The organism is Streptomyces sp. NPDC051105 (assembly GCF_040682795.1).
Taxonomy (GTDB): domain Bacteria; phylum Actinomycetota; class Actinomycetes; order Streptomycetales; family Streptomycetaceae; genus Streptomyces.
On record NZ_JBFBBR010000005.1, the window covers coordinates 447,516 to 474,420 of the forward strand.

The 26,905-nt window shown below is 71.2% G+C and carries 28 protein-coding genes; 10 read left to right on the forward strand and 18 right to left on the reverse strand.

Translation table 11 applies throughout. The features are described from left to right. Positions 1–15 precede the first annotated feature (15 nt). On the reverse strand, positions 16–2,805 hold the full coding sequence (locus AB0N16_RS15695) for a penicillin acylase family protein (protein ID WP_365796897.1): 2,790 nt from the start codon (positions 2,803–2,805) through the stop codon (positions 16–18). 268 nt (positions 2,806–3,073) lie between these two features. Here AB0N16_RS15695 and AB0N16_RS15700 point away from each other — a divergent pair, with 268 nt between their 5' ends. Continuing rightward, positions 3,074–3,676 (forward strand): hypothetical protein, encoded by a 603-nt coding sequence (locus AB0N16_RS15700; RefSeq protein ID WP_365796899.1) that lies wholly within the window; start codon positions 3,074–3,076, stop codon positions 3,674–3,676. 103 nt (positions 3,677–3,779) lie between these two features. On the opposite strand, the gene soxR is transcribed toward AB0N16_RS15700, so the two are convergent. Beyond that, positions 3,780–4,238: a redox-sensitive transcriptional activator SoxR gene (gene soxR, locus AB0N16_RS15705; protein WP_365796901.1), complete on the reverse strand. Its 459-nt coding sequence runs from the start codon at positions 4,236–4,238 to the stop codon at positions 3,780–3,782. A 113-nt stretch (positions 4,239–4,351) separates the two neighbouring features. Here soxR and AB0N16_RS15710 point away from each other — a divergent pair, with 113 nt between their 5' ends. Beyond that, positions 4,352–4,813, forward strand: coding sequence for a MaoC family dehydratase (locus AB0N16_RS15710; protein ID WP_365796903.1), 462 nt, complete (start codon positions 4,352–4,354; stop codon positions 4,811–4,813). Positions 4,814–4,856: 43 nt separating this feature from the next. Here AB0N16_RS15710 and AB0N16_RS15715 read toward each other — a convergent pair whose 3' ends face one another. From AB0N16_RS15715 to AB0N16_RS15725, 3 genes are all read right to left on the reverse strand, one after another. Continuing rightward, positions 4,857–5,483, reverse strand: coding sequence for a TetR/AcrR family transcriptional regulator (locus AB0N16_RS15715; protein WP_365796905.1), 627 nt, complete (start codon positions 5,481–5,483; stop codon positions 4,857–4,859). 91 nt (positions 5,484–5,574) lie between these two features. Continuing rightward, positions 5,575–5,862, reverse strand: coding sequence for a YiaA/YiaB family inner membrane protein (locus AB0N16_RS15720; protein ID WP_351699797.1), 288 nt, complete (start codon positions 5,860–5,862; stop codon positions 5,575–5,577). 59 nt (positions 5,863–5,921) lie between these two features. Further along, positions 5,922–7,073, reverse strand: a complete 1,152-nt coding sequence (locus AB0N16_RS15725; protein WP_365797137.1) for an acyl-CoA dehydrogenase family protein — start codon at positions 7,071–7,073, stop codon at positions 5,922–5,924. A gap of 65 nt (positions 7,074–7,138) precedes the next feature. Between AB0N16_RS15725 and AB0N16_RS15730 the strand changes: the two genes are divergently transcribed. Further along, entirely contained in the window at positions 7,139–7,786 is a 648-nt protein-coding gene (locus tag AB0N16_RS15730; RefSeq protein WP_365796907.1) for a TetR/AcrR family transcriptional regulator, read from the forward strand. A gap of 140 nt (positions 7,787–7,926) precedes the next feature. After that, the gene (locus AB0N16_RS15735; protein WP_365796909.1) at positions 7,927–8,859 is read left to right on the forward strand and encodes a DMT family transporter; all 933 of its coding nucleotides are present in this window, start codon (positions 7,927–7,929) and stop codon (positions 8,857–8,859) included. Between the two features lie 14 nt (positions 8,860–8,873). On the opposite strand, the gene AB0N16_RS15740 is transcribed toward AB0N16_RS15735, so the two are convergent. The 9 genes from AB0N16_RS15740 to AB0N16_RS15780 form a co-directional block, all read right to left on the reverse strand. Beyond that, a complete protein-coding gene (locus AB0N16_RS15740; RefSeq protein WP_365796911.1) occupies positions 8,874–9,962 on the reverse strand; it encodes a Zn-dependent alcohol dehydrogenase in 1,089 nt (362 codons plus the stop codon). A gap of 13 nt (positions 9,963–9,975) precedes the next feature. After that, entirely contained in the window at positions 9,976–11,364 is a 1,389-nt protein-coding gene (locus tag AB0N16_RS15745; RefSeq protein ID WP_365796913.1) for an aldehyde dehydrogenase family protein, read from the reverse strand. Positions 11,365–11,466: 102 nt separating this feature from the next. Then, complete coding sequence (locus AB0N16_RS15750; protein ID WP_365796915.1) at positions 11,467–11,919, reverse strand: DUF3574 domain-containing protein; 453 nt, start codon at positions 11,917–11,919, stop codon at positions 11,467–11,469. Between the two features lie 165 nt (positions 11,920–12,084). Beyond that, positions 12,085–12,729, reverse strand: coding sequence for a class F sortase (locus AB0N16_RS15755; RefSeq protein WP_365796917.1), 645 nt, complete (start codon positions 12,727–12,729; stop codon positions 12,085–12,087). Further along, on the reverse strand, positions 12,716–13,447 hold the full coding sequence (locus AB0N16_RS15760; protein WP_365796919.1) for a hypothetical protein: 732 nt from the start codon (positions 13,445–13,447) through the stop codon (positions 12,716–12,718). The genes AB0N16_RS15755 and AB0N16_RS15760 overlap by 14 nt, the downstream gene beginning before the upstream one ends. Before the next feature lie 101 nt (positions 13,448–13,548). After that, on the reverse strand, positions 13,549–14,793 hold the full coding sequence (locus AB0N16_RS15765; protein ID WP_365796921.1) for an MFS transporter: 1,245 nt from the start codon (positions 14,791–14,793) through the stop codon (positions 13,549–13,551). Between the two features lie 23 nt (positions 14,794–14,816). Next, positions 14,817–16,271, reverse strand: a complete 1,455-nt coding sequence (locus AB0N16_RS15770) for a citrate:proton symporter (protein ID WP_365796923.1) — start codon at positions 16,269–16,271, stop codon at positions 14,817–14,819. A 184-nt stretch (positions 16,272–16,455) separates the two neighbouring features. Then, entirely contained in the window at positions 16,456–17,073 is a 618-nt protein-coding gene (locus AB0N16_RS15775; protein WP_365796926.1) for a TetR/AcrR family transcriptional regulator, read from the reverse strand. Positions 17,074–17,137: 64 nt separating this feature from the next. Next, complete coding sequence (locus AB0N16_RS15780; protein ID WP_365796928.1) at positions 17,138–17,755, reverse strand: hypothetical protein; 618 nt, start codon at positions 17,753–17,755, stop codon at positions 17,138–17,140. Positions 17,756–17,912: 157 nt separating this feature from the next. Between AB0N16_RS15780 and hmgA the strand changes: the two genes are divergently transcribed. From hmgA to AB0N16_RS15795, 3 genes are read left to right on the forward strand one after another with little or no spacing between them, the layout of a single operon-like run. Then, positions 17,913–19,268, forward strand: a complete 1,356-nt coding sequence (gene hmgA / locus AB0N16_RS15785) for a homogentisate 1,2-dioxygenase (RefSeq protein ID WP_365796930.1) — start codon at positions 17,913–17,915, stop codon at positions 19,266–19,268. Positions 19,269–19,294: 26 nt separating this feature from the next. Beyond that, positions 19,295–20,044 (forward strand): GntR family transcriptional regulator, encoded by a 750-nt coding sequence (locus AB0N16_RS15790; protein ID WP_365796932.1) that lies wholly within the window; start codon positions 19,295–19,297, stop codon positions 20,042–20,044. A gap of 12 nt (positions 20,045–20,056) precedes the next feature. Further along, positions 20,057–21,208: a type ISP restriction/modification enzyme gene (locus tag AB0N16_RS15795; protein WP_365796934.1), complete on the forward strand. Its 1,152-nt coding sequence runs from the start codon at positions 20,057–20,059 to the stop codon at positions 21,206–21,208. 19 nt (positions 21,209–21,227) lie between these two features. On the opposite strand, the gene AB0N16_RS15800 is transcribed toward AB0N16_RS15795, so the two are convergent. Beyond that, positions 21,228–21,938 (reverse strand): TetR/AcrR family transcriptional regulator, encoded by a 711-nt coding sequence (locus AB0N16_RS15800; protein WP_365796936.1) that lies wholly within the window; start codon positions 21,936–21,938, stop codon positions 21,228–21,230. 63 nt (positions 21,939–22,001) lie between these two features. On the opposite strand from AB0N16_RS15800, the gene AB0N16_RS15805 reads away from it, so the two are divergent. The 3 genes from AB0N16_RS15805 to AB0N16_RS15815 all read left to right on the forward strand — a co-directional run bounded on the left by AB0N16_RS15805 (position 22,002) and on the right by AB0N16_RS15815 (position 25,000). Continuing rightward, entirely contained in the window at positions 22,002–22,937 is a 936-nt protein-coding gene (locus AB0N16_RS15805; RefSeq protein ID WP_365796938.1) for an ATP-binding cassette domain-containing protein, read from the forward strand. Next, entirely contained in the window at positions 22,934–23,710 is a 777-nt protein-coding gene (locus tag AB0N16_RS15810; RefSeq protein WP_365796940.1) for an ABC transporter permease, read from the forward strand. Before AB0N16_RS15805 ends, AB0N16_RS15810 begins: the two co-directional genes overlap by 4 nt. 93 nt (positions 23,711–23,803) lie before the next feature. Beyond that, the gene (locus AB0N16_RS15815; RefSeq protein WP_365796942.1) at positions 23,804–25,000 is read left to right on the forward strand and encodes a CaiB/BaiF CoA-transferase family protein; all 1,197 of its coding nucleotides are present in this window, start codon (positions 23,804–23,806) and stop codon (positions 24,998–25,000) included. 15 nt (positions 25,001–25,015) lie between these two features. Here the strand turns inward: AB0N16_RS15815 and AB0N16_RS15820 are convergent, their stop codons facing one another. From AB0N16_RS15820 to AB0N16_RS15830, 3 genes are all read right to left on the reverse strand, one after another. After that, the gene (locus AB0N16_RS15820) at positions 25,016–25,285 is read right to left on the reverse strand and encodes a hypothetical protein (protein ID WP_352220104.1); all 270 of its coding nucleotides are present in this window, start codon (positions 25,283–25,285) and stop codon (positions 25,016–25,018) included. 126 nt (positions 25,286–25,411) lie between these two features. Then, positions 25,412–26,215, reverse strand: coding sequence for an anti-sigma factor (locus AB0N16_RS15825; RefSeq protein WP_365796944.1), 804 nt, complete (start codon positions 26,213–26,215; stop codon positions 25,412–25,414). Beyond that, entirely contained in the window at positions 26,212–26,754 is a 543-nt protein-coding gene (locus AB0N16_RS15830) for a sigma-70 family RNA polymerase sigma factor (RefSeq protein ID WP_365796946.1), read from the reverse strand. The genes AB0N16_RS15825 and AB0N16_RS15830 overlap by 4 nt, the downstream gene beginning before the upstream one ends. Positions 26,755–26,905: the final 151 nt, after the last annotated feature.

A 26,905-nucleotide genomic window follows, 5' to 3' on the forward strand; every position in this document is an offset into this window, starting at 1 on the left:
CGTGGACGTATCAGCTCAGCGGTGTGACGTGAACTCCACGACCTGCTGGAAGGTCGGGCGGTTCTGCCAGCTGATGTTGTAGTGCTTGATGCCGCCCAGGGTGCGCTGGACGATCGAGTCGGCACACCACTGGTCGCCGGCCGAGCACAGGGAGTCCCCGGGGTAGACCGTGGACGCGCTGGTACCGGCCGCCGTCTTCAGCGTGCTGATCAGGATGTCCCGGCAGGAGCTGAGACTGCCGCCGCCGCAGTACTGCTCGGCCAGCGGCCCCGACACGCTCTGTCCGAGCACCGAGCGGATGTCCTTGTCGACATAGCTCCACCAGCCGTACTGGAAGGAGCTGCCGGCGTGCGAGCCGGTCGGTCCGTGTGCGGCCGACGGGGTCTCGTCGATGTACAGGTTGTTGGTGAACGCGGTGTACAGGTCGGCACCGAGGCCGGGCTGGAACTCGGCCTTCACCAGGAGCGGCCACCAGGCGTCCAGGATCCGGACGGCGTCGGCGTTGGCGTAGGTCTTCGAACCTGCCGACGTCTCCGTGCGCTTGCCGCCCGCGGTCAGCCAGGTCTGGAGCTTGGTGACGGCGGCGGCGGCCGTGGAGTCGGTCACCGTACTGCTGTTGACGACCTTCAGCAGGTCCGGCAGCACGTCCTCGGCCCGCAGGTCGGTGAGCGACGCGTCTGCCATGGCCTTGACGAGCGAAGAGCGGGTGACTCCCCCGGCCGCGACGAGTTTCTTCACCCGGTCGTCGAGCAGGTTGCCGCGGTGGACGGAACCGTCACCCCAACTCGCCGTCGTGTAGTTCAGCGCCTGTTTGTTGTTCCAGGAGATGTAGTAGTCCTGGTCGATGGAGTTGGGGTGGGCGGAGGCCGGGGTGTAGTCGGCCGTGTTGGTGGTCGGGTTCCAGTTCTGCCACTCGTAGGCCGCCTGGCCCCAGACCGGGAACTCGGGGTCGACCCCGCTCGCCCGTACCGGGTTGTTGCCGCTGTTGTAGTACGCGGTGTGCGAGGAGTCGGCGTAGAACCAGTTGAACGTGAAGTTGATGTGCTGGACCGCGCTCTGGAAGGTCGCCGGGCTCTTCACGTAGTCAGGGTCGTTGAGCATCTGGAAGCCGATGATCGAGTCGGCCTCGTGCATGTAGGAGGAACGCAGGGTGGTGTAGGCGACCTTCTTCCCGCCGACGGTCGCGCGGTATTGGACGGGTCCGTACTTCGTCTTCCACACGCGCATGGTGTACGAGCCGGCGGCCGTGCCGTCGGCGGTCGTCGGCTTCCAGGAGTTCTTCTGCTCGACCTCGTCCATGGCCGTGCAGGTGCCGTGGTACAGGTAGTGGTAGTCGTCCTGGCAGAGCTCGACGGCGTAGCTGTCGATGATGTCCTGACCGGAGGTGGTGGCGGACCAGGCGTAGTCCTGGCCGCGGCCCAGTTCGACGTACATGCTCAGGCCGGCGAAGGAGGCGCCGCGGGCGCTGATGCCCGGGCCCTGGATCTCCTGGAGCATGAGCAGTTGCGGGGCGAAGTAGCCGGTCTGCGGTCCGAACACGGCGATCGGGTGGCCGCTCGCGGTGTACTTGCCGCTGACCACCAGCGCGTTGGACATCCCGCGCTTGGCCGAGCTGAGGGCGGTCGCGGTCGCCGCGGCGGAGGCCGCGCTGGCGCTCTGGTCGGCGCCGGTGCCGGTGGCGTCGTAGACCAGTGGCTCGGTCGTCACCGAACCGGAGTCCGGCAGTGCCTCGCCCTGCGGGTCGGACGGCTTGGTGCCGTACGGGAAGCTCTCGCCGTTGTGGACGGTGAGCGCGGCCTCGGGGTCGTTGCGCTCACGGAACGACTCCCAGACCTTGGTGCCCTCGGTCACCCCGTACTTCTCCTGGGCGGCGAGCAGCGAGATCGCGTTGTTGACCTCGCCGCCGCCGCCGGAGCCGAACAGCGTGCCGATCACGGAGGCCAGCGCCACCAGGTCGGTGATCTTGAAGTGGTCGATGGTGCCGGCGTTGGTGATCGAGTCCTTGTGACCGGTCAGGACGTACTCGCCGGGGAAGTAACGGCCGCTGTCGGAGGCGTCTATGTAGGAGTTGATGCCGGCGAGGTAGGCGTTGGCGTCGGCGAGGGCCTGCTGGCCGCGGGCGCCGTTGCTGGCGACGGCGTTGTCGATCTGCGCCTGGAGGTCGGCCTCGGTGTACGGGGCGTTGCGGTAGAACTCCTGCTCAAGCCCCTGGTTGGAGGCGACGCCCCCGGCGAAGGTGGTGAGCTGGCCGCGGCCGACGTGCCGGAACACGTCCATCAGCCACAGCCGGTCCTCAGCGGCGGCATATCCCGCGCCGAACTCGGTGCCGTATCTGGTGGTACCGGTGATGTGCGGTACGCCCGTCTTCTTGTCGCGGACGATCGTCACATCGCTGCGACCCGCCGGACTCTCCGTGGAGGCGACTTGATCGGAAGCGACCCCGAACGACGAGTCGTTGAAGAACGTGTTGATCTTCGCGTCGGTGAGGCTGGAGTAACCCGTGGCCAGGTTGTTGTAGGGGCCGAGCTGGTCCTCGGCGTGGTCGGGCTGGATGCCGAAGGCCTGGTTGAGCAGGACCTGGGCGAGCGTGGCGTTGCCGTTCTCACCGGGCGGCAGGATGTCCGAACACTGGCCGCCGCAGTAGTCGTTGGAGGCCGTGGCCGCCGCGGCCGGGGTCGCCTGGGCCAGCGGGGAGAGCAGACCGGCGACGAGGACGCATACGGATGCCGCTTTCAGGAACCCGGGGAGCTTGCGGGGAGTTCTCAGTTTGTCGAACAACGCGTGATGTCTGGTACGCCGGGGCATGGCGACTCCTCACGACGGGGGTGGTGCCGGACGTTACCGCCGGTATCCCCGAGATTGAAGATGAACATGCGTCAAGTTTTGGAGTGGTCCCCCGCGTCGGCGGTGTCACCGGCCGTCGGTCAAGGCGGGCGGCCTTATGGACGGCATCGGAAATCGGATGGAGCCGATTCGAGTGTCGATACGTCTATACGGCAACGCCGCGCGAAGTCCGTGCGACGCCGCCGAAGTGACCGAAGTACAGGTGCAGGTGTGACGGAGGTGCAGGGCGATGGCCGGTTTCCGGAGTCTGGCGAGACAGGTGCGAGACCCACGGTGCGATCTGGCGCTACGGCGTTATTCACTGCGCAAGTGCCTGGAGCGGTTCGCCCCTTACGGGCACCGTGCGACCTGGGACCATCTCTGCTCGCGGGCCGGGTTCGGTCCTGAGGACCGGTCCCCCGATCCAGCGCGTCTCGTGGGCGCACTGGAGGAGTTGGAAGAGGCGCGGACGGTCTGGCTGGCCTACGAGGTCGAGTTCGCCGAGCGCCGCAAGAAGGAGAAGCACGACGGGCTGCGCCGCCCGGGCAGCGTGGACGACTGGCACCGGCTGACCTGGGGCGGATTCGGAGTGGCCTGGTGCGACGACCCACGGGTCCACCCCGACGAACCGCTGGCCGAGGTGCTGCGACGGCTGATCGCCGCCCTGGAGCGCGAACCGGGCGCGGTCTGCCCGGTGTGCGCGGGGGAGCGCCTCATCTGGAAGTACGACCTGGACCACGAGCCCTCCGCCGGTCCGGTCTGCGCGGACTGCGGGATTCTGGTGCCGCGTCCGGTGCTCACCCCCGAGGCCCTGGCCTACGCCAGGCGCGGGCGGCTGCTCATGTCGGCCTGACCACATGGGGGTGCGCAGGGGATGCCGCACCCCCCAACTGCCGGATGGACCGGCCGCTGCCAGAGACGGCCGCCACCCTCACGCATGCCGTCGCAGGCCAGGTTCAGGGACGCTCCGGCAAGAGACGTGAACCCGCCCGGCGTTGACCGAAGGCGTCGTCCGGGTTGGACAGCACGCAGGTGTCCAGCGAGAGACAGCCGCAGCCGATGCAGTCGGTGAGGTGATCGCGCAGCCGGTTGAGGTGCTTGATGCGTTCGTCCAGTTCGGCCCGCCACGTCTGCGAGAGACGGGCCCAGTCCTCCCGGGTCGGGGTGCGTTCCTCGGGGAGTTCGGAGAGGGCCTCGCGAATGGTGGCCAGGGGGATGCCGACGCGTTGTGCCGCCCGGACGAAGGCCACCCGGCGCAGCGTGTCGCGGGTGTAGCGGCGCTGGTTGCCGGTGGTCCGCCGACTGCTGATGAGACCCTTGGCCTCGTAGAAGTGGAGTGCGGAGACGGCGGCGCCGCTGCGCGCGGACAACTGGCCGACGCTCAGCTCTTGGATCTTCTCGGGAATCTGCGGCACCCCGCAGAGCCTACCGACCCACGCGGGCCGTGCTCCGTTGACAGGGAGCCCGCACCCGACCATGCTAAGCAGTTGCTTAGATATGGACGCGCGACCGCGAGAGGGCCGGGAACATGGCAGAACCGAGGATCTTCACCTCCCCCGACGAGCTGAAGACGGCCGTGGGCGAGCAGCTGGGCCACACCGACTGGCTGGAGGTCGACCAGAAGCGGATCGATCTGTTCGCGGAGGCGACGGGCGACCACCAGTGGATCCACGTCGACCCGGAGAAGGCGGCCACGGGCCCGTTCGGGACGACCATCGCGCACGGTTATCTGACGCTGTCGCTGCTCCCGCTCTTCGGCCCGCAGCTGATCAAGGTCGAGGGCGTGAAGATGGGCGTGAACTACGGCACCAACAAGGTCCGTTTCCCCGCTCCCGTCCCGGTCGGCTCCCGGCTGCGCGCCACCGCCACGATCACCGACGTGGCGGACGTCACGGGCGGCGTCCAGGTGAGCGTCGCCTTCACCGTGGAGCGCGAGGGCGGCGACAAGCCGGTCTGTGTGGCGGAGTCGGTGTCCCGGTACTACCTGTAGGACGACCTGCAGGTGCACCTGTAGGACGACTCGGCCCGCAGGGCTACTTGGCGGCTCCCACCATCCGCAGCACGAGGTCGGCGTAGAGCGCGCCGACCTGCTCGGGTGTGCGGGGGCCGTCCACGTTGAACCACCGGGCGACGTCGATGCAGAGGGAGAGCACCGCGAGGGTGGTGCCGTGGATGTCGATGACGTCGAACTCCCCTGCCTCGACGCCCTCCTGGATGATCCCGCGCACCTCGGCGTCGACCTGGCGGCGCAGCCCGAGGATCTCGGCGCGGGCGTCGGGGCCGAGTGCGTCCAGTTCGTACTGCACCACCCGGGCGGTGGTGCGCCGCCCGGCGTGCCAGCGGACGAAGGAGCTGACGCCGTCGGCGAGCCGCTCGGCGGCGGTGCCCTCGCGCCGGGCCGCCGTCTGGAGGATCTCCAGGGCCTTGTCGTGACCGATGCGGCTGATCCGGTGGAGCAGCTCTTCCTTGGTCTTGTAGTGGATGTAGAGGGCGGCGGGGCTCATACCCGCGCGGCCCGCGATGTCCCGGGTGGTGGTGGCGTGGTAGCCGCGCTCGGCGAAGGCCTCCACGGCGGCGACCAGCAGCCGCCGGGCCGCGTCAGGGGTGACCTCTTCCCACGGCTCGACCTCGCCGCCGGTCGTCTCCTCCGCCGTACTCATCGCTCGCTCGCCCCTCTCGATACCGGAGCTCCACCATACCGCCGAAGCTGAGCGAGCGCTTAGTGTGCCCGCTCAGAGGTTGTCCCGCAGCTCAGAGCTTCTCGAAGGGGTCGTGTTCGGCGAGCAGCTTCTCCAGCCGGGCCTGGTCGACGCGGCTGACGATCTGCCCGGCCTCCTGGCGGTCGCGGATGACCTTCGCGAGCGTGAAGGCGGAGGTGACGAGGTAGAGGACGGCGATGCCCAGGAAGCCGCGCACCCAGGCGTCGGCGTGCAGCCGGAAGATGCCGATGACGGTGGCCGTCATGGCGATGGCGAAGGAGGCGACGGCCTGGCCGTAGTAGGCGGCCGTGTTCTGCTGTCTGACCGGTGTGTCATTCATGGTTCGATCATCGGCGGACGTGGCCCGCGCCACATCCGTCCGGATACTCAGGGACCTACTCAGAACGCCGAAACGCCTGTCAGCGCCCGCCCGATGAGCAGTTTCTGGATCTGGCTGGTGCCCTCATAGAGGGTCATCACCCGGGCGTCGCGCAGGAGTTTGCCGACCGGGTACTCGTCGATGTAGCCGTAGCCGCCGAAGACCTGGAGGGCGTTGTTGGCGGCGCGCACGGCGGCCTCGGAGGCGAAGAGCTTGGCCTTCGAGGACTCGGTGGCGAACGGCAGGCCGCGGTCGATCAGATCGGCGACCCGCCAGGTCAGCAGCCGGGCCGCGTCCACGTCGACGGCGATGTCGCTGATGAGCTCCTGGACCAGCTGGTGGCCGGCGATCGGCGTGCCGAACTGCACGCGCTCCCCCGCGTACGCCACGGCCGCGTCCAGCGCCGCCTGGGCTATGCCGACGCAGCCGGCGGCGACCGACATCCGCCCCTTGGCCAGCGCCGCCATGGCGACCGAGAAGCCCTTGCCCTCCGGTCCCAGCATCGCGGCGGCGGGGACGCGGACGTCCTCCAGGACGAGTTCCGCCGTGGCCTGGCCGCGCAGTCCGAGTTTGCCGTGGACGGCACGCCGGGTCAGGCCGGGCGTGTCGGTCGGCACCAGGAAGGCGGAGACGCCCTGGTGGCCGGGCGCGTCGGTGGAGCGGGCGAAGAGGAGGACCACGTCGGCCCAGGTGCCGTTGGTGATGAACATCTTGGCGCCGTTGACGACGTAGTCGTCGCCGTCACGGACGGCGCGGGTGGTGAGGTTGCCCGCGTCGGAGCCGGTGCCGGGTTCGGTGAGGCCGAAGCAGCCCAGGTACGCGCCGGAGGTCAGCCCCGGCAGCCAGCGCCGCTTCTGCTCCTCGCTCCCCCAGGCGGCGACGGACTTGGCGACGAGGCCCAGGGAGACCGACACGATTCCACGCACGGAGGAGTCGGCGCGGCCGAGTTCCTCGGTGACCAGGCAGTACGACAGGTGGTCGCCGCCGGAGCCGCCGTACTCCTCGTCGACGGTCAGACCGAGGAAGCCGACCTCGCCGAGCTTCTTCACGATCCCCCGGTCCACCTCCTCGGCGCGGTCCCAGGCGATCACGTGCGGGGCGATCTCGCGCTCGACGAAGTCCCGGGCGAGCTGCCGTACGGCGGCCTGCTCCTCGCTGAGTCCCAGGTCCACCACGCGATCACCCCACATTTAAATTAGCACTGCTAGTTTATTGGTGCAGCCCTACTATGTGCGCCATGGCCCGACCGCGCAAGCCCCTCCTCAGCACCGACCGGATCGTCCGGGTGGCACGGGAACTCGTGGACGCGGAGGGTCTGGCTGCCGTCTCCACCCGCCGGCTCGCGGCCGAGCTGGGGGTGAGCGGGCCCTCGCTCTACAACCACTTCCGCACCAAGGACGAGATCCTGGAAGCGGTCGCGGACTCGGTGAGCGCGCAGGTCGACCTGTCGATGTTCGAGGGCGGGGACGGGCTGGACTGGCGGACCGCGCTGCACGACTGGGCGGTGTCGTACCGGGCCGCGCTCCGCGACCACCCGAACATCGTCCCGGTGCTGGCCAGGGGCCCCGGCCGCCGCCCCGCCGGGCTCCGGCTCGCGGACGCGGTCTACGGCGGGATGGTGGACGCGGGGTGGCCGCCGGCGCAGGCGACGTCGATCGGGGCCATGATGCGGTACTTCGTCATGGGGTCGGCACTGGGGTCGTTCGCCGGGGGGTTCGTGGACGACGCGAGTGCCTACGATCCGGCCGACTATCCCCATCTCGGGCAGGCGCATCTGCTGGCGGAACAGCAGGAGAAGATCGACGAGCGGGCCTTCGAGACGGGGTTGCGGGCGTTGCTGGACGGGTTGGCTCAGCAGTTCGCGGGAGCAAAAGAAACCGCGTAGAGGGCGGCGGGCCGTCCTGCGACCGGCCCGCAGCCACGACGTGCCCCGCGAGGCGCGCGGGGAACTGCGCGACCAGCCGCCCACCCGGCCGTCCGAAATCCGCCAGCCCCGCCCCGTCCCTCCTCTTTAACCTCGGTCCCATGACGAATTCCGCGCCCCGCCCGCTCCCCGCCCTCGCCGCCGTCGCCACCGTCGTGCTGTGGGCCTCCGCCTTCGTGGCCATCCGGAGTGCGGGGGACTCCTACTCCCCCGGTGCCCTCGCCCTCGGCCGGCTGTTCTCCGGGTCCCTCGCGCTCGGGCTGCTCTGTCTCGTGCGGCGCGAAGGGCTGCCGCCCCGGTCCGCCTGGCGGGGTATCGGGATATCCGGCGTGCTGTGGTTCGGCTTCTACATGGTCGCCCTGAACTGGGGCGAGCAGCAGGTGGACGCGGGGACGGCCGCCCTCGTGGTGAACGTCGGCCCCCTGCTGATCGCCCTGCTCGGGGCCCGGCTGCTCGGTGATCCGATGCCGCCCCGGCTGCTCGCGGGGATGGCGCTGTCCTTCGCGGGTGCGGTGACCGTGGGGCTGTCGATGGCCGGCGGGGGTGGTTCCTCGGTACTGGGCGTGGTGCTCTGCCTGCTCGCGGCCGTCGCCTACGCGGCCGGTGTGGTCTCCCAGAAGCCCGCCCTGGCCCGGGCGAGCGCGCTCCAGGTGACGACGTACGGGTGTCTCGTCGGCACCGTGGCCTGTCTGCCGTTCGCCGGGCAGCTGGTGCGCCAGGTCGCCGACGCACCGCTGTCCGCGACCCTCGACATGGTGTATCTCGGGGTCTTCCCGACCGCGCTCGCCTTCACGACCTGGGCGTACGCCCTGGCCCGGACCACCGCGAGCCGGATGGGTGCGACGACGTACGCCGTGCCGGCGCTGGTCGTGCTGATGTCCTGGCTGGCCCTCGGCGAGGTGCCGGGGCTGGTCACCCTGGCCGGCGGGGTGCTGTGCCTGGCCGGTGTGGCGGTGTCCCGGTCGCGGACGCGGACGCGGGCTCCCCGTGCCGTACCGGTGGCCGGGGAGCCGCACTCCGAACAGGTGCCGTGACGGCCGCACGGGGGTCAGAAGACGACCAGCGCCCGGCCGCCCTTGCCCGCCAGCATGTTCTCGAACGCCGCGGGAATGCCGTCCAGGGCGATCCGTTCCGTCACCAGCATGCCCAGGTCCAGGCGGCCGGCCCGGACGTGTTCGGCGAGCACCGGCAGGTCGCGGCCCGGGTCCGAGTTGCCGTAGACGCAGCCGGAGAGGGTGCGGCCCCAGTGGAAGAGCTCCAGGGCATTGAAGGTGACCTGCTCACTCTTGCCGCCGATCCCGACCACCGTCGTACGACCGCCCCGGCGGGTGGACTCCCAGGCCGCGCGGATGCTGACCGCGCGGCCGGCGCACTCCACGGAGACGTCGACGCCCTGTTTGCCGGTGAGGGCGCGGATCGCGCGGGGTGTGGTGTCGGAGGCGACCAGGTAGTCGGTGGCGCCGGCGGCCCGGGCCAGCTCCTCCTTCGCCGGGGAGACGTCCACCGCGACGATCCGGGACGCGCCCGCGATCCGGGCCGCCTGTACGGTGGCCAGGCCCACCCCGCCGACGCCGAACACCGCGACCGTCTCGCCCTCCCGGACCCGCGCCGAGTTGTGGACGGCGCCATAGCCCGTGAGCACCGCGCAGCCGAGGAGGGCCGCGTCGGTGAGCGGGATGCCGTCGGGAAGGGGGAGGACGCAGGACTCGGCGACCACCGTCTCCTCGGCGAAAGCGGCCACGTTCAGGCCGGGGTGCAGGTCGGTGCCGTCCGCCGTACGGGCGTGGACCTCGGCGGCGCCGGCCAGCGCGTTGGCGCACAGCCAGACCTCGCCGAGGGAGCAGGCGTGGCACTTTCCGCAGGAGGGAGCCCAGTTGAGGACGACCGGGTCACCGGGGGACAGCCGGGTGACGCCCTCCCCCACGGTGACCACCGTGCCCGCGCCCTCGTGGCCGAGGACCGCCGGCACCGGCACCCGCATGGTGCCGTCGGACAGGGAGAGGTCGGAGTGGCAGACACCGGCGGCGGCGAGCCGGACCCGGACCTGGCCGGGGCCGGGGTCCGGGAGGTCGATGTCGGTGACCGCGAGCGGGGCGCCCACGGCGGGCAGTACGGCGGCTCGGACCTTGGCAGCCATCAGAGCAACCTCCTCAGAACTGAAGGGACTTGGTCTGGAGGTACTCGGCGAGGCCGTGCGCGCCGAGTTCCCGGCCGACGCCCGACTGCTTGTAACCGCCGAACGGCGCCAGGGGGTTGAAGCGTCCGCCGTTGATGTCGACCTGCCCGGTCTCCATGCGCCGGGCGAAGGCCACCGCCTCCGCCTCGTCCCCGGCCCAGACGGCGCCCGCGAGCCCGTAGACCGTGCCGTTGGCGATCCGGAGCGCATCCTCCTCGTCCACGTACCGCAGGATCGACAGCACCGGGCCGAAGATCTCCTCCTGCGCGACGGTCATCTCGGGGGTGACGTCGGCGAACACGGTCGGGCTGACGAAATAGCCCCGTTCGCGCGGGGATTCGGGCCCGCCGGCGACCAGCCGGGCGCCCTCCGCGAGGCCCTTCTCGATGTAACCGCGCACCCGCGCCCGCTGCTTGGCGCTGACGACCGGTCCGATCCGTCCGCCGTACTTGGCGGCGGCCGCCGCCGCCAGCTCCACCGCTTCCGCGTACTGGTCGGTGTGCACCAGCATCCGCGTCCAGGCGCTGCACGTCTGGCCGGAGTTGGACATCACGTTGGCCACCCCGACGTTGACGGCCTTGGCGAGATCGGCGCTCGGCAGGATGACGTTGGCGGACTTGCCGCCCAGTTCGAGGGCCACCTTCTTCACGGCCGCGCCGGCCACCGCGCCGATCCGCTTGCCGACGGCCGTGGAGCCGGTGAAGGAGACCAGGTCGACCCCCGGGTGCTCGGCGAGGGCCTGCCCGGCGACCGGCCCCAGGCCGGTGACCAGGTTGAACACACCGGCCGGGAAGCCCGCCTCGGCCACCGCCTCCGCGAACAGCTGGGCGGTCAGTGGGGTGTCCTCGGCAGGTTTGAGTACGACCGTGCAGCCGGCGGCGAACGCCGGCGCGACCTTGGCGACGATCTGGTGCAGCGGGTAGTTCCAGGGCGTGATCGCACCGACCACGCCGACCGGCTCCTGGTGGACGGTCGAGTTGCCGACCTTCTCCTCGAAGGGATGGGTCGCGGCCAGCTCGGCGTACGAGCCGGCGACCGCGATCGGCACGTCCGCGTGCACGGCCTGCGAGAACTGCGGCGGCGAGCCCAGTTCCGCGGTGACCGTCTCGGCGATCTCGTCCTTGCGGGCCACCAGGACGTCGCGGAGCGCGCCGAGCCGGGCGGCCCGCTCGGCGGGCGGGGTGGCGGCCCAGGCCGGGAGGGCGGCGCGGGCGGCGCGCACGGCGGTGTCGACATCCAGCGCCCCGCCTGCCGGGACCCGGCCGATGACCTGCTCGTCGACCGGGTTCACGACCTCGATCACGTCCTGGCTCTCGGCGGCGCGCCAGGCGCCGTCGATGTACAGGCCGTCGTGTGCCTTCATGCTGCTTCCTCCTGGCGGGCTGGCTCTCCGGCCTCACAAACTAGCGGCGTTAGTTTTTCGGCGCCAGAGATCGGCGCCGGAGACACGTGCGCGGCAGGAGCCTCAGAAGTCGACCTGGGCGCGCTCGTCCACCCGCCCCACACTCTCCTGCGCGAAGGTCTTCTCGTAGGCCCGCCGGATCTCCTCGATCTTGCGGTCGCCGCCCTTCGCCGCCGACTCCGGATACAGCAGGATCAGCTCGTAGGACCGCTCCTTCTCGATCGTGCCGTGCGCGTCCCGCCACTGCCCGCGCCCGCTCTGCACGGTGAGCCCGTCGGGGAAGTCGGGGGTGACCTCCTTGTCGACGAAGGCCGTGAACTGCCGGTCGGTGACGGCGGGTCCGCCGTCCGGCCGCGCGGTACCGAAGAACAACCGGGTCTCGACGTAGGCCTTTCCGCGCGTCGGCACGGCCGGGGGCCGGTCGTCGGCCAGCGCGGTGTACGCGGCGGGGGTGCCGGCCAGCAGAACTCCGGCCAGCGCCAGGGCCGACCGATTACGGAGCGAATGAGTACGCATGCCCCTTTCTTACTTGTCTGCCCCTCCCCAGTCCCGGCTTCCCGCCGGGATTCACTCGTCCAGGTCGGACAGCTGCGCTCCCTCAGGGGCGTGGGGAACTGCGCGACCAGCCACGACGGCGCGGCGGCCGCACACCACACGTCGGCGGTGCGGGCCACCGCCCGGTCACTCCGTCGCGGTCAGGTGGGCGAAGACCACCACGTTGCTGGTGTAGCCCGTCTTCCGGCTGAAGAGGCCACCGCAGGTGATGACGCGGAGTTCGGGACGCCGGGTCTGTCCGTACACCTCTTGGCTCGGGAAACCGGTCTTGTCATAGACCTTCACCCGGTCCACGGTGTACACGGCGGTACGGCCGTCCGCGCGCTTGGCCTCGATGTGTTTGCCGGGCTTCACCTGGGCGAGCGCCGCGAAGACGGCGGGCCCCGTCCTGGTGTCGCGGTGGCCGACGGCGACCGCGAGGCCGGACTCGCCCGGCGTGGCGCCGCCCTGGAACCAGCCGATCAGCTTCGGGTCGTCGACCGGCGGTGTCTCCAACTGCCGGTCCCGGTCGAGCCGGACCCCGATGACCGGCGCGTCGACGCCCAGGAACGGGATGCGCATCGACGTCGGCCGGGACCGGGGCAGCGGGCGGGGCGGCGGGCCGGGCCGGGCCCCGGCCCGGCCCGCGCCGGCGGCCGTCGAGGTGTCCGACCCGTCGGTACCCCCGCACCGGACCACTGTCACCAGGATGATCGCCAGCAGGGCCGTTCTGGCGAGGCGGTAGGCGCGGGTCCGGTACCAGGGCCTGCGTCTGCGCCTACGCGGCGCCATGGGGCCGACGGCGGATCAGCCGGACGTACACCACGCCACTGGCCGCGACCAGGCCCACGGCCGTGGCCGCGGCCACGGGCGAGAACGCGGCCGTGCCTGCGAGGCCGCCGCCGCCCGCGTGCACACCACCCTGCGGGCCGTTGTGGTCGTCGCCCTGCCCCCAGGCCGCGTCACCACGCTGGTTGTCCTCGATCTGCCCGTTCGGACCGTTCGGACCGCTCTGGCCGTTCTGGCCACCCTGGTCGTTGTGGCCGTTCGGGTCGTTCTGCCCGTTCGGGCCCTGCGCCCCGTCCTGCTTGCCGTCATGGCAGTTGAGCCGGAAGACCTTCTCCTTCAACGCGCCGGACACGGTCCACGAGAGCTTGTACTGTCCGTCCGCCAGCCCCAGCGGGTCGGTGTGGCCGGCGCCTCCGGCGAGCTGGATGGTGCCGGCGACGGTGGCGGCGGTGGGCAACGGGGGCTGTGGCGTGATGGTGTAGGCGATAGCGGGGAGGACGTCGAAGTTGACGGCGTCGAGATAGAACCTGCAGACCACCGGGTCGTCCTTCGACACGCCGAAGGGCACGCCCACCCGGTGGATCCTGATGTCGCCGTTCTCCCCTACGGCCGCCGCGTTCGGCGCCGCCACCCACGACGCGCCCGCCGCGGCGAGGGCGGTGAGGACGACGGTCGCGCCCGCACGGGGTCCGGTGGTGCGTGGAAGTGTGAGCGTGGGCATGCAAGCTCCTCCGAGTTAGACGATTTTCATACAAATCGACCTTTCTTCTGGACTGTCACCCATGCACTCCACGGCCCGTGGCATCAACCTTCGACGCGCCGTCAGATATCGCTCGTGCGGCGCAACGCCGCGCCCTTGCGCCGCGTCCGCGGCACCGGACCGGCACCCTCGGACCGCCCCACCGCCCTCGGCGAGCGCACCGCCACCCCCGCCGAGACCAGCAACAACGCGCCCAGCATCACGAACGGCGCGGCCACCCCGGCCACCCCCGCCACCAGCCCCGCCCCGGCCGGCGCGGCCACTTGGCCCAGCCGGTTGCCGGTCAGCCGCAGGGCGAGCGCCGTGGACCGGGCGCCCTCGGGTGCGGCCTGGACGACCGTCGTCATCGACAGCGGCTGCCCGACCCCCAGACAGAAGCCGAGCGCGGCGAGCATCAGGGCCAGCACCCACACCGGCGCCGGAAGCGCGATCCCCGCGCACAGCACGGCCGCCAGGAAGCACGTCAGGGTCAGCAGCACCGGGCGGCCGAGCAGTCGCAGCAACGGCGTGAGGACCAGCCGGCAGGCGATCGTCGCCCCGGCCCGGACACTGAGCAGGACGCCGATCACCGCCGGTGCGATACCCCGGTGCTCGCCGACCACCGGGAGGTACGCGGTGAGGATGTCGGTCGCGGACAGGACCGAGAGGCTGACCAGCATGCCCGCCGGGACGCCCCGGGCGCGCAGGATGCCGCCCACCGGGACGCGGTCGCCCTGCCCGGGACGGGACGTCATCGCCGTACGGTCCTCGATGCGCCACAGCGAACTGAACGCGACCGCCGCTCCCGCACCCGCCACCACGAGGGCGAGCGCGCTGCTGCCCGCCATGTCGGGGCCGCCGATCAGCGCACCCGCGGCGATCGGGCCCATCAGCTGGCCCAGCGACGCGCCGATGGTGAAGTGACCGAAATTGCGGTCCTGTTCGTGCGGGGCCGACTGCCGGGCCACCAGCGACTGCGCACCGATCACGAAGCAGAGGTGGCCGAGACCCATCACCCCGCTCCACAGGGCCATCGTCCAGAGGGAGTTCGCGAGGCCGCTGAGCGCACAGCCGCCGGATATCAGCACCACGCCGACCGGCAGCAGGGGTGCGCAGCGGCCGTGGTCGGTGCGGCGGCCGAGCGGTACGGCGGCGAAGAGCGGGAGCAGGGCGTAGACACCCGCGATGACACCGACGGCCCGTTCGTCGGCGCCGAGCGCGAGGGCCCGGTAGGAGACGGCGGGCCGGGCCATCGACACCGCGCCCTGCGCGAAGCCGAAGGCGATGACGAGCCGGAGCAGCCAGCCGCGGTTCCTGCCGGGCGCCATGGTGAAGTCCTCCAACGGATCGGTCAGATGATTCCGAACAGGATTCCTGCCCCCAGCACGACCAGGGATGTCAGCGCGGCCCACTTGACGACGAAGCGGGTGTGGTCGCCGAACTCGACCTTGGCCATGCCGACGAGGACGTAGACGGCGGGCACCAACGGGCTGGACATGTGGAGCGGTTGGCCGATGATCGAGGCGCGGGCGATCTCCAGGGAGGAGACTCCATGGGCCTGGCCGGCTTCGGCGAGGACCGGGAGGATGCCGAAGTAGAAGCCGTCGTTCGACATGAAGTACGTGAGCGGGATGCTGAGCACGCCGGTGACGAGGGCCATGTGCGGGCCCATGCCGTCGGGGATGTTGCCGACGAGCCAGGTGGCCATGTGGTCGACCATGCCGGTGCCCTGGAGGACGCCGGTGAAGACGGCGGCGGCGAAGACCATGCCGGAGACGTTGAGGACGTTCTCGGCGTGGGCGGCGAGGCGGGCCCGCTGGGCGGGCATCTGCGGGAAGTTGACAGTCAGCGCCAGTGCCGCGCCGAGCAGGAACAGCACCGGGATCGGCAGCCACTCCATGATCATGGAGGTGAGCAGGGCGACCGTGAGCAGCGCGTTGAACCAGTACAGCTTGGGGCGCAGGGTCGCACGGTGCGGGTCGAGGCCCTGGAAGCCGTCGTTCTCCGCCGGGCGGTCCGCCTCGGTGCCGGACCCGGTTCCGGTGCCGCCGCCGCGCACCGCGGACTTGCCCGAGCCCGAGCCCGCAGCCGCACCCGCACCCGCACCCGCACCCGCACCCGCACCCGCACCGACCAGTACGGTCTCCGTTTCCCGCTCGTTCTCCTCGACCAGCGCCTCCTCCAGCGTCAGCACGCCGAGCCGCTTGCGCTCGCGGCGGCCGAGGACGTAGGCGAGGGCGATCACGAAGAGGAGGCCGACGGCGAGCGCCGGGATCATCGGCACGAAGATGTCGCCCGCGTCCAGCTTCAGCGCGGTCGCGGCACGGGCGGTGGGGCCACCCCAGGGCAGCGTGTTCATCACGCCGTTGGCCATCGCGGCCACCCCGGTCATCACGACCAGGCTCATCTTCAGCCGCTTGTACAGCGGGTACATGGCCGAGACGGTGATCATGAAGGTGGTGGACCCGTCGCCGTCGAGGGAGACGATCGCCGCGAGCAGGGCCGTACCGACGACGATCCGCAGCGGGTCGGCCTTGCAGAACTTCAGGATCCCCTTGACGATCGGGTCGAAGAGGCCGACGTCGATCATCACACCGAAGTAGACGATCGCGAACATGAGCATCGCCGCGGTGGGCGCGAGGGTGGTGACGCCGTCGATGACGTAGTCACCGAGCTTGGCGCCCTTGCCGACGAACACACAGAACAGCGCGGGGATCAGCACGAGCGCCGCGATCGGCGACATCTTCTTCAGCATGATCAGGACCAGGAAGGTCGCGATCATGGTGAAGCCGAGGATGGTCAGCATGAGTGGAATACCTAACGTTCGCCCTTGAACTCCCACCAGGGCCGGCGGTGCGATGACGTTAGGTCGCGTCAAACGTCGTTAACAAGACGTTGACACGCGAGCAATAAGCGCAAAACTCCAGGTCACGAGGTTGGCGGCAGCCGTGGTGACGCCCATGGTCGCTCCATCGGCAGCGGACTTGGACTCAGTCCAGGACGCGCGCCAGATAGGCCCGCAGCAGCTCCCGGGTCTCCGCGATGATCGTCTCGTCGCCCTCCGGGTCCATCCGGAAGGACAGGTGGACCAGGGTGTCGGCGGTCTCCACGGCCACCAGGAACGTGCGGCGCAGGGCCTCGTCCGGGGCGCGGCCGAGGTAGTCGGAGAGCAGGCCGGTCAGGCGGTCGGCGACTCTGTGGTTGGGCTCGGCGTGGCGGGCGCCGACCGGGATCTGGTTGCCGAAGTCGACGAGCGAGAAGCCGGGGGCGGTTCGCTTCATGGCCAGGTACTCGTCCAGCACCGCGTCCATCGCCGCCCGCCAGTCGCCCTTCGGCGCGTCCTTCAGCCGCTCGGCGACCCGCTCGGTGAAGCGCTCCAGGTTGCGCTGGGCGAGGGCGTCGGCCATCTGCCGCTTGTTGCCGAAGAAGCGGTAGACCGAGCCGATGGGCACCCCGGCGCGCACCGCGACGGCCCGGGTGCTCAGCTCCTCGTAGCCCACCTCGTCGAGGAGGTCGGCGCAGGCGTCGAGGATCCTGGTCAGCCGTTCCGCACTGCGGCGCTGGACGGGAGCTTTGCGAAGCGAGGGCGCTGGGGGCACGGGCTTCATGATGCCTTTCCGCAGGGATCAGGTGAACCTCGCCCCCCAGTACGGAGACGGGTGGCCCATGCACTCATCCGGGCGGTGTGCCGCCGTCGCCGGCCGCGGCTCCCGTGTCCCTGGGGGAAGCCCCGCTCTCCGGAGGGTCGGCCGTCGGTGTCGGTGTGTCCGGCGGGGCCGCCTTCGCCGTCTCCGTACCCGACGCCGTGACGTCCGCGGTGCTCTCGACCGGTTTGCCGTGTACGACCCACACCGTGCCGTCGTCCGCGTAGAGCCGGGCGGTGATGTGGTGGGTGCCGTGCGGGACGAGCCGGGCGGGAAGGTGGTACGCGGGGGTGCGCAACCGGGTCACCAGGCCGCCGTCCACGAAGAGGTAGGCGAGGCCGCGCCCGGCGACCGCGCGGGCCGCGCTGCCGGTCCGGGAGAAGCGGAAGCGGTGCACGTCGAGCCGTACGTCCCAGCCTCCGGCGCGGTCGGGCGTGACCACCGTGTCCACCTCGGGCGCCTGTTTCTTGTCGATCTCCCGGTAGTGGCGTCCGCTCTCGTCCGTGTCATCGAGGATCTTGCCCACCGGTGAGGGCGACCCCGTCTCCCGCTGCTCGTGCGCCTCCCCGGTCCCGCAACCCGCCGCCGCGACCAGCAGCAGCACGCAGACCGCGAGCGCGCCCGGCAGTCCACGCGTCCACGACATGCCCGGGAGCGTAGAACAGCGCGCCGGGGACCGGATCCCCCTGAAGTCGGGTTCTCACCATCCCTCGCTGGGATGATCCCGGTCCTCTTGCACCCGCCCCCACTCAATCCTACGGTGATACATAGGAATCAAGGACTCACAGGCCCAGGGAGCGATCATGAGCGATGGGGGTACCTCCCGCGCGAGCGTGTTCGAGCGTGAGGGAGCGCGGAAGACCGCCGAGGGACTGACATATCTGTCGGGGTTCGGCAACGAGCACTCCTCGGAGGCGGTGCCGGGCGCCCTGCCCGAGGGCCGCAACTCCCCGCAGCGCGCCCCCCTCGGCCTGTACGCGGAGCAGCTCAGCGGTACGGCCTTCACCGAGCCGCGGGCCCACAACCGCCGCTCCTGGCTGTACCGGATCCGCCCCTCGGCCGCCCACCCGGCGTTCACCCGGGCCGCCGGCGAAGGGGCGCTGCGCACCGCCCCCTTCACGGACGTCGCCCCGGACCCGAACCGGCTGCGCTGGAACCCGCTGCCGGAGCCGGCACCCGGTACGGACTTCCTCGCGGGCCTGTGGACCCTCGGCGGCAACGGCGACGCGACCCAGCGCACCGGCATGGCCGTGCACCTCTACCACGCCACCTCCTCGATGGAGCGGGTCTTCTCCGACGCGGACGGCGAGCTGCTGATCGTCCCGGAGCACGGCGGACTGCTGCTGCGCACGGAGTTCGGCCTGCTGCATGTGGAGCCGGGACATGTGGCGCTGATCCCCCGTGGGGTCCGCTTCCGTGTGGACCTGCTGGAGGCCACGGCCCGGGGTTATGTGTGCGAGAACTACGGCTCGCCCTTCCGCCTGCCCGACCTGGGCCCGATCGGCGCCAACGGCCTCGCCAACGCCCGGGACTTCCAGGCCCCCGTCGCCGCCTACGAGGACGTGGAGGGCCCGGTGGAGGTGGTCAACAAGTTCTGCGGCAACCTGTGGACCGCCACATATGACCACTCCCCACTGGATGTGGTGGCCTGGCACGGCACACATGTGCCGTACCTCTACGATCTCCGCCGATTCAATGTGATCGGCAGCATCTCGTACGACCACCCCGATCCGTCGATCTTCACGGTCCTGACGTCCCCGTCGGACACTCCCGGACTGGCGGGCGTCGACTTCGTGGTCTTCGCCCCGCGCTGGCTGGTGGGCGAGAACACCTTCCGGCCGCCGTACTTCCACCGGAACGTGATGAGCGAGTACATGGGCCTGGTCGAGGGCGCCTACGACGCCAAGGCGGAGGGCTTCGTGCCGGGCGGCGGTTCCCTGCACAACATGATGTCGGCGCACGGCCCGGACCGGGAGACGTTCGACCGGGCGAGCACGGCCGAGCTGCGTCCGCAGAAGATCGACGACGGCCTCGCCTTCATGTTCGAGACCCGCTGGCCGGTGACGCTCACCCCGCAGGCGGCGACCGCCGAGCATCTGCAACAGCGCTACGACGACGTGTGGCAGGGCCTGGAGCGCCACTTCCGGCCCTTGCACTGAAGATCCCCTACCGGTACGGATGGCCCGTGACCTCCTTCGCCCCGGACTCGATCGTCCTGAATCGAAAGCTGCCGCTCTGGTATCAGGTGTCGCAGTCGCTGCGCGCCTCGATACTCGGCCGCTCGCTCCGGGACCCGCTCCGGCTGCCCACCGAGGAACAGCTGGCGGAGCACTACGGCGTGAGTGTGCTGACCATGCGGCAGGCGCTGAAGGAGCTGGAGGACGAGGGCCTCATCAGCCGGCACCGCCGCCGCGGCACCTTCATCGAACCGGACGCCCGGCGGGCCACCCCGGTACGCCTCCTCGGCTCGGTGGACGCGATCGTGGCCCAGCAGTCCGGCATGACGGCCGAGTTGCTGGACCACGGCACGGCACCCGTGACGGGCGAACTCACCGAGTACTTCCCGGATCTCGACGAGGTGGCGACGTACCATCGCCTGCGCAGCGACGAACAGACGGGCGAGCCGACCAACCACGCCCGCAACCACGTCCGCCCCGAACTGGCCGAGCGCATCGACCCGGAGGACCTGGCCCGGCAGCCCATGACCAAGGTGCTGCGCGACGTCGTCGGCGCGGACATCAGCCGTATCACGGACACGGTCGAGGCCCGGCTGGCCGACCCGGAGACGGCCCGGCTGCTCCAGGTCCCCCTTCTGAGCCCGATCCTGCACTACACGGGAGTCACCTACGACACCGCCGGCCGGGTCCTGGACCTGGCGGTCATCCACTACCGGGGCGACCGTTTCTCCTTCACGGTCACCCTCGACGCCACCTGAACTCGTCGTACGATGCCGGGCGTGACGCACGACGACGCTCCGCTGCTGGCGGACCTCATGCCGTGGTCCGTCGCACCACTCCGGCTCGGCCGGGGGTGGCCGACGGCCCCCGACCCGGCGACCCTCAAAGCCCGCTGGGACGCCCTCCTCAAGGCCGAGGGCGGCGACCGCGAGACCCTGTTCGAACCGACGCGCGCCCGGACGGTCCACTCGGCGGTGGCGCAGCTCCCGGGCCGGCCCACCGGCACGGAGCGGCTGGAGCAGGCCTCGTCCCCCTGCCCGGACCCGGTCCGGGTGCTCTCGGCCCCCTTCGACGAGCAGTGGCTGATCCCGGACCACCGCCTGATCGACACGGCCCGCCCGGAGTTGTGGCGGACGGCGGACGACCAGCAGATCTTCGCGGTGGAATCGGCGGAGGGCATGCCGTTGCTGGCGACCTCCCTCCTCCCCACCCTGCGCGCCGGCCGCGTCCGCCCCCTCTACCGCCGGCCCGGCGGCACGGAACCGAACCTGGCACCGGGCCTGCTGAGGCACCTGGCCGACCGCCTGGACCTCGCTCTCACCCCGCCGGACGTCCTGGCCTGGACCCTGGCGACGATCCGCCCCGACCACACGGTCCCGCTGACCGGGGACCCCGGCCTCTGGGCCCAGGGCGTGGAGTTGGGCCACCGGGCCCTGTGGCTGCTCCGGCGCGACGGCGGCCGCCCGAAGCTCCCGGGCGGCCGGCGCCCCTACGTCCGGGCCCCTCTCCCCGCCCGCCCGCTCACGATCCGCTACGACCCCGAGGAGGAGGCCCTGCACATCGACGAGGGCCTCATCTCCCCGGTGCCGCCGGAGGCCTGGGAGTTCGCGATGGGTGAGGTGAAGATCCTGGAGGCATGGTTCGCGGCACGGACGACCCCGGCAGAACCGGGAACTCTGGCGGCGATCGTTCCGCGGGCCTGGCCCCAGTCGTGGACGTCGGACCTGCTGGAGCTGATCACGGTCCTCGCCTTGCTGGCGGACGTGCGTGTCCAGCGGACCGAGTTGGAGATCAAGTCACCGATCACCGCGGCGGAACTGACGACGGCGGGCGTACTCCCACCGCCGGAGACGTCCCGCAGACCGGCGTCGATCCTGGAACACACGGAAGAAGGCCCGGCGGGTCAACTGACGCTGCTGTGACCAGCCTTCTCGGGAGCGCCTACGACGACGCGAACCCGTCCAGAACTCTCTCCAGCGCCCGCCGGAGCACCCCCTCCAGATCGATCGGCCCGGCATCCTCGGCGAACGCCGCTGCCATCCGCGGATACGCCCCCGACGCGATCTGTCCCCCGAGATAGGCGATCCGCACCGCGTTCTCCTGCTCCTCCGACCACGGCAGACTCCGGGCCCGCTCGGCCGTGTCGAGTTCGTTCCGGACATAGGTGGTCACCACGCCGTTCACCATGGCGATCAGCTCCAGCTTCGTCCCGTACGGAGCGTCCAGCGGATCCAGGCAGGCCAGACAGTGCTCCAGGTACCGCAGCGCATGGGGGCTGAACCCATAGACCGGCGACATGAGACGTGGCATCCAGGGATGCCGGTACATCAGCTCCCGCGTCTGCTCGGCGACCCGCACCATGTCGGCCCGCCAGTCCCCCGTCGGCTCCCACAGCTCGTGCTCCGCGCCGACCGCGTCCACCATCAGCTCGTACAAGTCCTCCTTGCGGGGGACGTAGTTGTACAGGGACATCGTCCCGCATCCCAACGCGGCCGCCACATGCCGCATCGACACGGCGTCCAGCCCCTCCGCATCGGCGATCCGCACCGCGGCCGCCGCGACGTCGGCGCGCGTGAACGCGGGCCTCGGCCCCCGCCCCGCCCGTTCGGGGCGGGCCCAGATCACCGCGGGTTCGGCCCCTCGGACTGACATCGGTCATCACCTCGCCCACCATGCTAGTTACGTACACCGTACGTAGTGCGCTATGGTCGATCCGTGGATACTACGTACGCTGTACTTAGTGAAGGTCTGGAGAAGCGCTTCGGCGCTGTGCACGCCCTGCGCGGCCTCGATCTGGCCGTCCGGCAGGGCTCGGTCTGCGGACTGCTCGGGCCGAACGGAGCGGGGAAGACGACGGCCGTACGGCTGTTGACCACGCTCCTCCGGCCGGACGCGGGCTCCGCCCGCGTCGCGGGGCACGACCTCGTACGGGAGGCGGCGGCCGTGCGCCGCGGCATCGGCGTCACGGGGCAGTACGCGTCGGTCGACGGCGATCTCACCGGCCGCGAGAACCTGCGCCTGTTCGCCCGGCTGCACCGGGTGCGGGGACCGAACGACCGGGCGGCCGAACTGCTCGACCGCTTCGGCCTCGCCGAGGCCGCCGACCGCAAGGCCGCCACCTACTCGGGCGGTATGCGCCGACGTCTCGACCTCGCGGCGAGCCTGGTCCGCCGGCCCGAGGTGCTGTTCCTCGACGAGCCCACCACCGGCCTCGACCCGGTCAGCAGGAACGGCGTCTGGGAGGCGGTACGGGAGCTGGCGGCCGACGGTACGACCGTACTGCTGACCACGCAGTACCTGGAGGAGGCCGACCGACTCGCCGACGACATCGTGCTGATGGACGGGGGCCGGGTGGCGCAGACCGGCACCCCCGCCGAGCTCAAGGCGCTCATCGGCTGGTACGCGGAGGCGGTGGTCGCCGATCCGCACGCGCTGGCGAAGGCCGCCGCCGTTCTCGACCACCTCACCGGAACCGAGCCGCGGGTCGACCACGACCGGCACACCGTCGGCGCCCTCACCACCGACCCGACGCTCACCCTCCCCCGGCTGGTACGCGAACTCGACGCGGCGGAGGTGCCGTTGCTCGACGCGAGCCTCAGACCGCCGACCCTGGACGACGTTTTCCTCCGGCTGACGGGAAGTCCCGCATGAGCGCGCTCGCGTACGACGGTGCGGCGATGGTGGGCCGGCAGCTGCGCCGGGTCCGCAACAGCCCCGGACTGGCGGTCCTCACCCAGATGATGCCGGTGAACATGCTGCTGTTCTTCGGCTACGTCTTCGGCAGCGCGCTGGCGATGCCGGGCCCGGAGTACCGTGCCTTCCTCGTGCCGGGGCTGCTGGTGGCGACCGCGGCCGGCGGCGTGATGACCGGGATGTTCCAGGCCGCCCAGGACACCCACCGGGGGGTGATGGACCGCTTCCGGACCATGCCGGTGAGCCGGGCCGCCGTACCGCTGGGTCAGGCCGTGGCCGATCTCGTCGTCACCACGGCGGGTAGCGTGCCCCTGCTCCTGGTGGGTCTCGCCGTGGGCTGGCGCGTCGAGGGATCGGCGGTCGCGGCCGTCGGCGCGGTGGGGCTGCTGCTCCTGTTCCGGTTCGCCTGCACGTCCGTCGGCGTCTTCCTCGGTCTGCTCAGCCGCAGCGAGGAGGCCGCGGGTCAGCTCGGCGCGGCGTCCTTCGTCCTGCCGCTGCTCTCCAACGCCTACATCCCCACCGGCAACCTCCCGGGCTGGCTGCGCACGGCGGCCGAGTGGAACCCGATCAGCGCGGTGACGACGGCCCTGCGCGACCTCTTCGGCAACGCGCCCGTCCCGGAGGGCGCCGCCTGGCCGGTGGCCCACCCGGTCGCGGGCTCGCTCGCCTGGAGCGCGCTCCTGATCGCCGTCTTCCTGCCGCTGGCCGTACGCCGGTACAGCCGCGACTGACACAACCCGCGCTACCACCGCCGACACGACCGACCGGCCCGGTCGTAGCGGCGCTGCTGACAGAACCGGTAGTCACGGGACATGATCCGGTCCATGGACCGTCTCCCGCTGCCCCTGGAGGGCATCACCGTCGTCGCCGTCGAGCAGGCCGTGGCCGCGCCCTTCGCCACTCGGCAGCTCGCCGATCTGGGGGCCAGGGTCGTCAAGGTCGAGCGGATCGACGGCGGTGACTTCGCGCGCGGTTACGACACCGCCGCCCAGGGGCTCGCCTCGCACTTCGTGTGGTGCAACCGGGGCAAGGAGTCCATCGCGCTGGACCTGAAGGACCCGCGTGGCCTGGACGTCGTGAGAAGGCTCGTCGCGGACGCGGACGTCTTCGTGCAGAACCTCGCGCACGGGGCCGCCGCCCGGCTCGGTCTGGACGCGGCCACACTGTGCGCCGCGCACCCCCGTCTGGTCGCCGTGGACATCTCCGGATACGGGGCGTCAGGACCGTACGCCGGCAAACGCGCGTACGACATGCTGGTGCAGTGCGAGGCGGGGCTGGTGTCGGTCACCGGGACGCCGGAGCAGCCGGTGAAGGCCGGGATCCCGGCGGCGGACATCGCGGCGGGCATGTACGCCTTCTCGGGCGTCCTCGCGGCGCTGGTGCGGCGCGGCACGACCGGCCGGGGCGGGCCGGTGGAGGTGTCGATGCTGGACGCGCTGGCCGAGTGGCTGGGGCATCCGCTGCATCACACCCTGCACGGCGGGACCCCGCCGGAACGCACCGGCCTGGCGCACGCGGTGATCGCGCCGTACGACGCCTACCCGACCGGGGACGGCGGGCGGGTGCTGCTGTCGGTGCAGAACGACCGGGAGTGGCGGCGACTGGCCGAACAGGTGATCGGGCGGCCGGAGTTGGGTTCGGATCCGGCGTTCGCGACGAACCCGGCGCGGGTGGCGAACCGGGCCCGGACCGATGAGCTGGTCGCGACGGCCCTCGGGGCGGTCGGCACCGACGAGGCGGTGGCGCGCCTCGAAGCCGCGGGCATCGCGTGCGCGCGGCTGCGGGATCTGCGCGAGGTGGCGGAGCATCCGCAACTGGCGGCCCGGGAGCGGTGGCGGGAGGTGGGGTCGCCGGTCGGGCCGCTGCGTGCGCTGCTGCCGCCCATCACGCTGCCGGGCGGGGACGAGGCGCGGATGGGGGACGTACCCGCGCTCGGACAGCACACCGAGGCGCTGCTGCGTGCCGTGGGGATGACGGACGCCGAGATAGCAGCGCTGTGCCGGGACGGTGTGGCTGCCTGAGCGCGAGCCTGGCGGTCAGTGCTTGTTGCCGCCGAACAGCGAACGGCGCAGCCGACGCAGTGGCGCGAAGAGGGAGACGCGGCTGACCCGCGCACCCCGGTCGCTGCGCTGCGCGGGTTCACGCGCGGTCAGCTCACGCATCAGCGACGTCGCCTCGACCGCCTGCTGCTGCGGTATGGCGGGACCCGCCAGTACCGACAGATGGCGATCGAGGCGCGAACTGGTCGCGCTGCTCCCGCAGGTGATCGCAGGAACCCTCGCCCTGCTGCGTGTTATCTGTTCCATGTCACTCCCCACCCGTACGAGTCCACCCGGCCCGGGCAGGGTAACCCTATCGCCCCGATGGGGCACTCGTGTATCGCGGTCACAGGATTCACCTTCCCCGCAAGGCTGTTGACGACCCCTCGTCGACTACTCTCCGAATCCGACCGATTTCAGGGCGAGTTGGACAACCGGCTGGCTGGTAGGCTGCGCCGACCCGCCCGCGGGCTCGACGGTTACGGCGAGTGACGTGGCGGACTTGTCGAGCCCCGTGGCGACCAAGGGCGTGTCGGCCTTGAAAAGCCCGAGGGAGCGCGGTTGCACATGGGGGCGCATCAGCCAGAGCTGGTGCACACGCCCCTTCGACAGGGCGCCGTATCCGCTGAGCGTGACGACGGCCTGCCCCTCCGACGCGGAGACCACCGCCCCGATACTTCGGCCTTGGGCGTCCTTGCCGCTGGTCGCACGGGCGTCCGTCGCGGCCAGAACGTGGGCGATCTCACGCGACTGGGCCCGCTCCGCGTCCAGTTGGTCCTGGGTCCGGCCGGCCTGCACCGCGAAGAGGGAGGCGACGACCAGCGCGGCGGCCGCGGTGGCGGTGGCGAACGGCACGAACAGGGGACGCTGCCGTCTGCGCGGCGGCGGGGGCTGGCCGCCCCAGACATGCGGCGGCAGATTGGGGACGTGTTCGCGGGCGGGGGCCGGCGCCTGCGGGGTGGCGCGTACGGCGGCCAGCACCCGGTCGCGCATCGCGAGGGGCGGCGGGGCGGCCGTGGACCAGGCCAGCCGTACCGCGTCCTCGGTCAGCGCCCGGACCTCGGCGGCACACCGGTCGCAGTCCTTGAGGTGCTTCTCGAAGCGGCGCCGTTCACCGGGCTCCAGGGCGTCCAGGGCGTAGGGCGCGGCCAGCGAGTGCAGGTCCTCGCGGTGCAGCAGGCGGCCGACCAGGCTCATGCGGCACCTCCCAGGCAGTCGCGCAGCCGGGTGAGTCCGTCGCGCATCCGTGTCTTGACCGTGCCCAGCGGCAGTTTGAGCCGCTCGGCCACCTCACGGTACGTGTAACCGTCGTAGTAGGCGAGGGTGACCGACTGGCGCTGGAGGGCGGTGAGCCGGTCCAGGCAGCGGCGTACCCATTCGCGCTCCAGCCCGGCCTCCACCTCCTCCGCGACCTGGTCGAAGGCGGGTTCGCCCGCGCGCAGTGCCTCGCGCTGTTCGCGTTCGCCGGCCGCGCGGGCGCTGCGTACCCGGTCGACGGCCCGGCGGTGGGCGAGGGTGAGGATCCAGGAGAAGGCACTGCCCCGGCCCGGGTCGAACTTGGGTGCGGAGCGCCACAGTTCGAGGAGTACCTCCTGGGCCACCTCCTCGGACTGGGCGGGGTCGCGCACCACACGTCGTACGAGGCCGAACACCGGACCGGACACCAGTCCGTAGAGGTCCTCGAACGCCTTCTGGTCGCCGGCCGCGACGAGCACCAGCAGTTCGTCCGCCTCCACCCCGTTCCCCCTTCTGTGGCCGCACCCGGCCCGTCCTCCCACACCAGGCATTCGCAACTGACGCACCTCCGGCAGAAGTACGTATGCGGGAGGCGAAAACGCGGGTCGAGCAGGAAGAAAAGATTTTTTTCTTCGGACCAATCCAAACGGC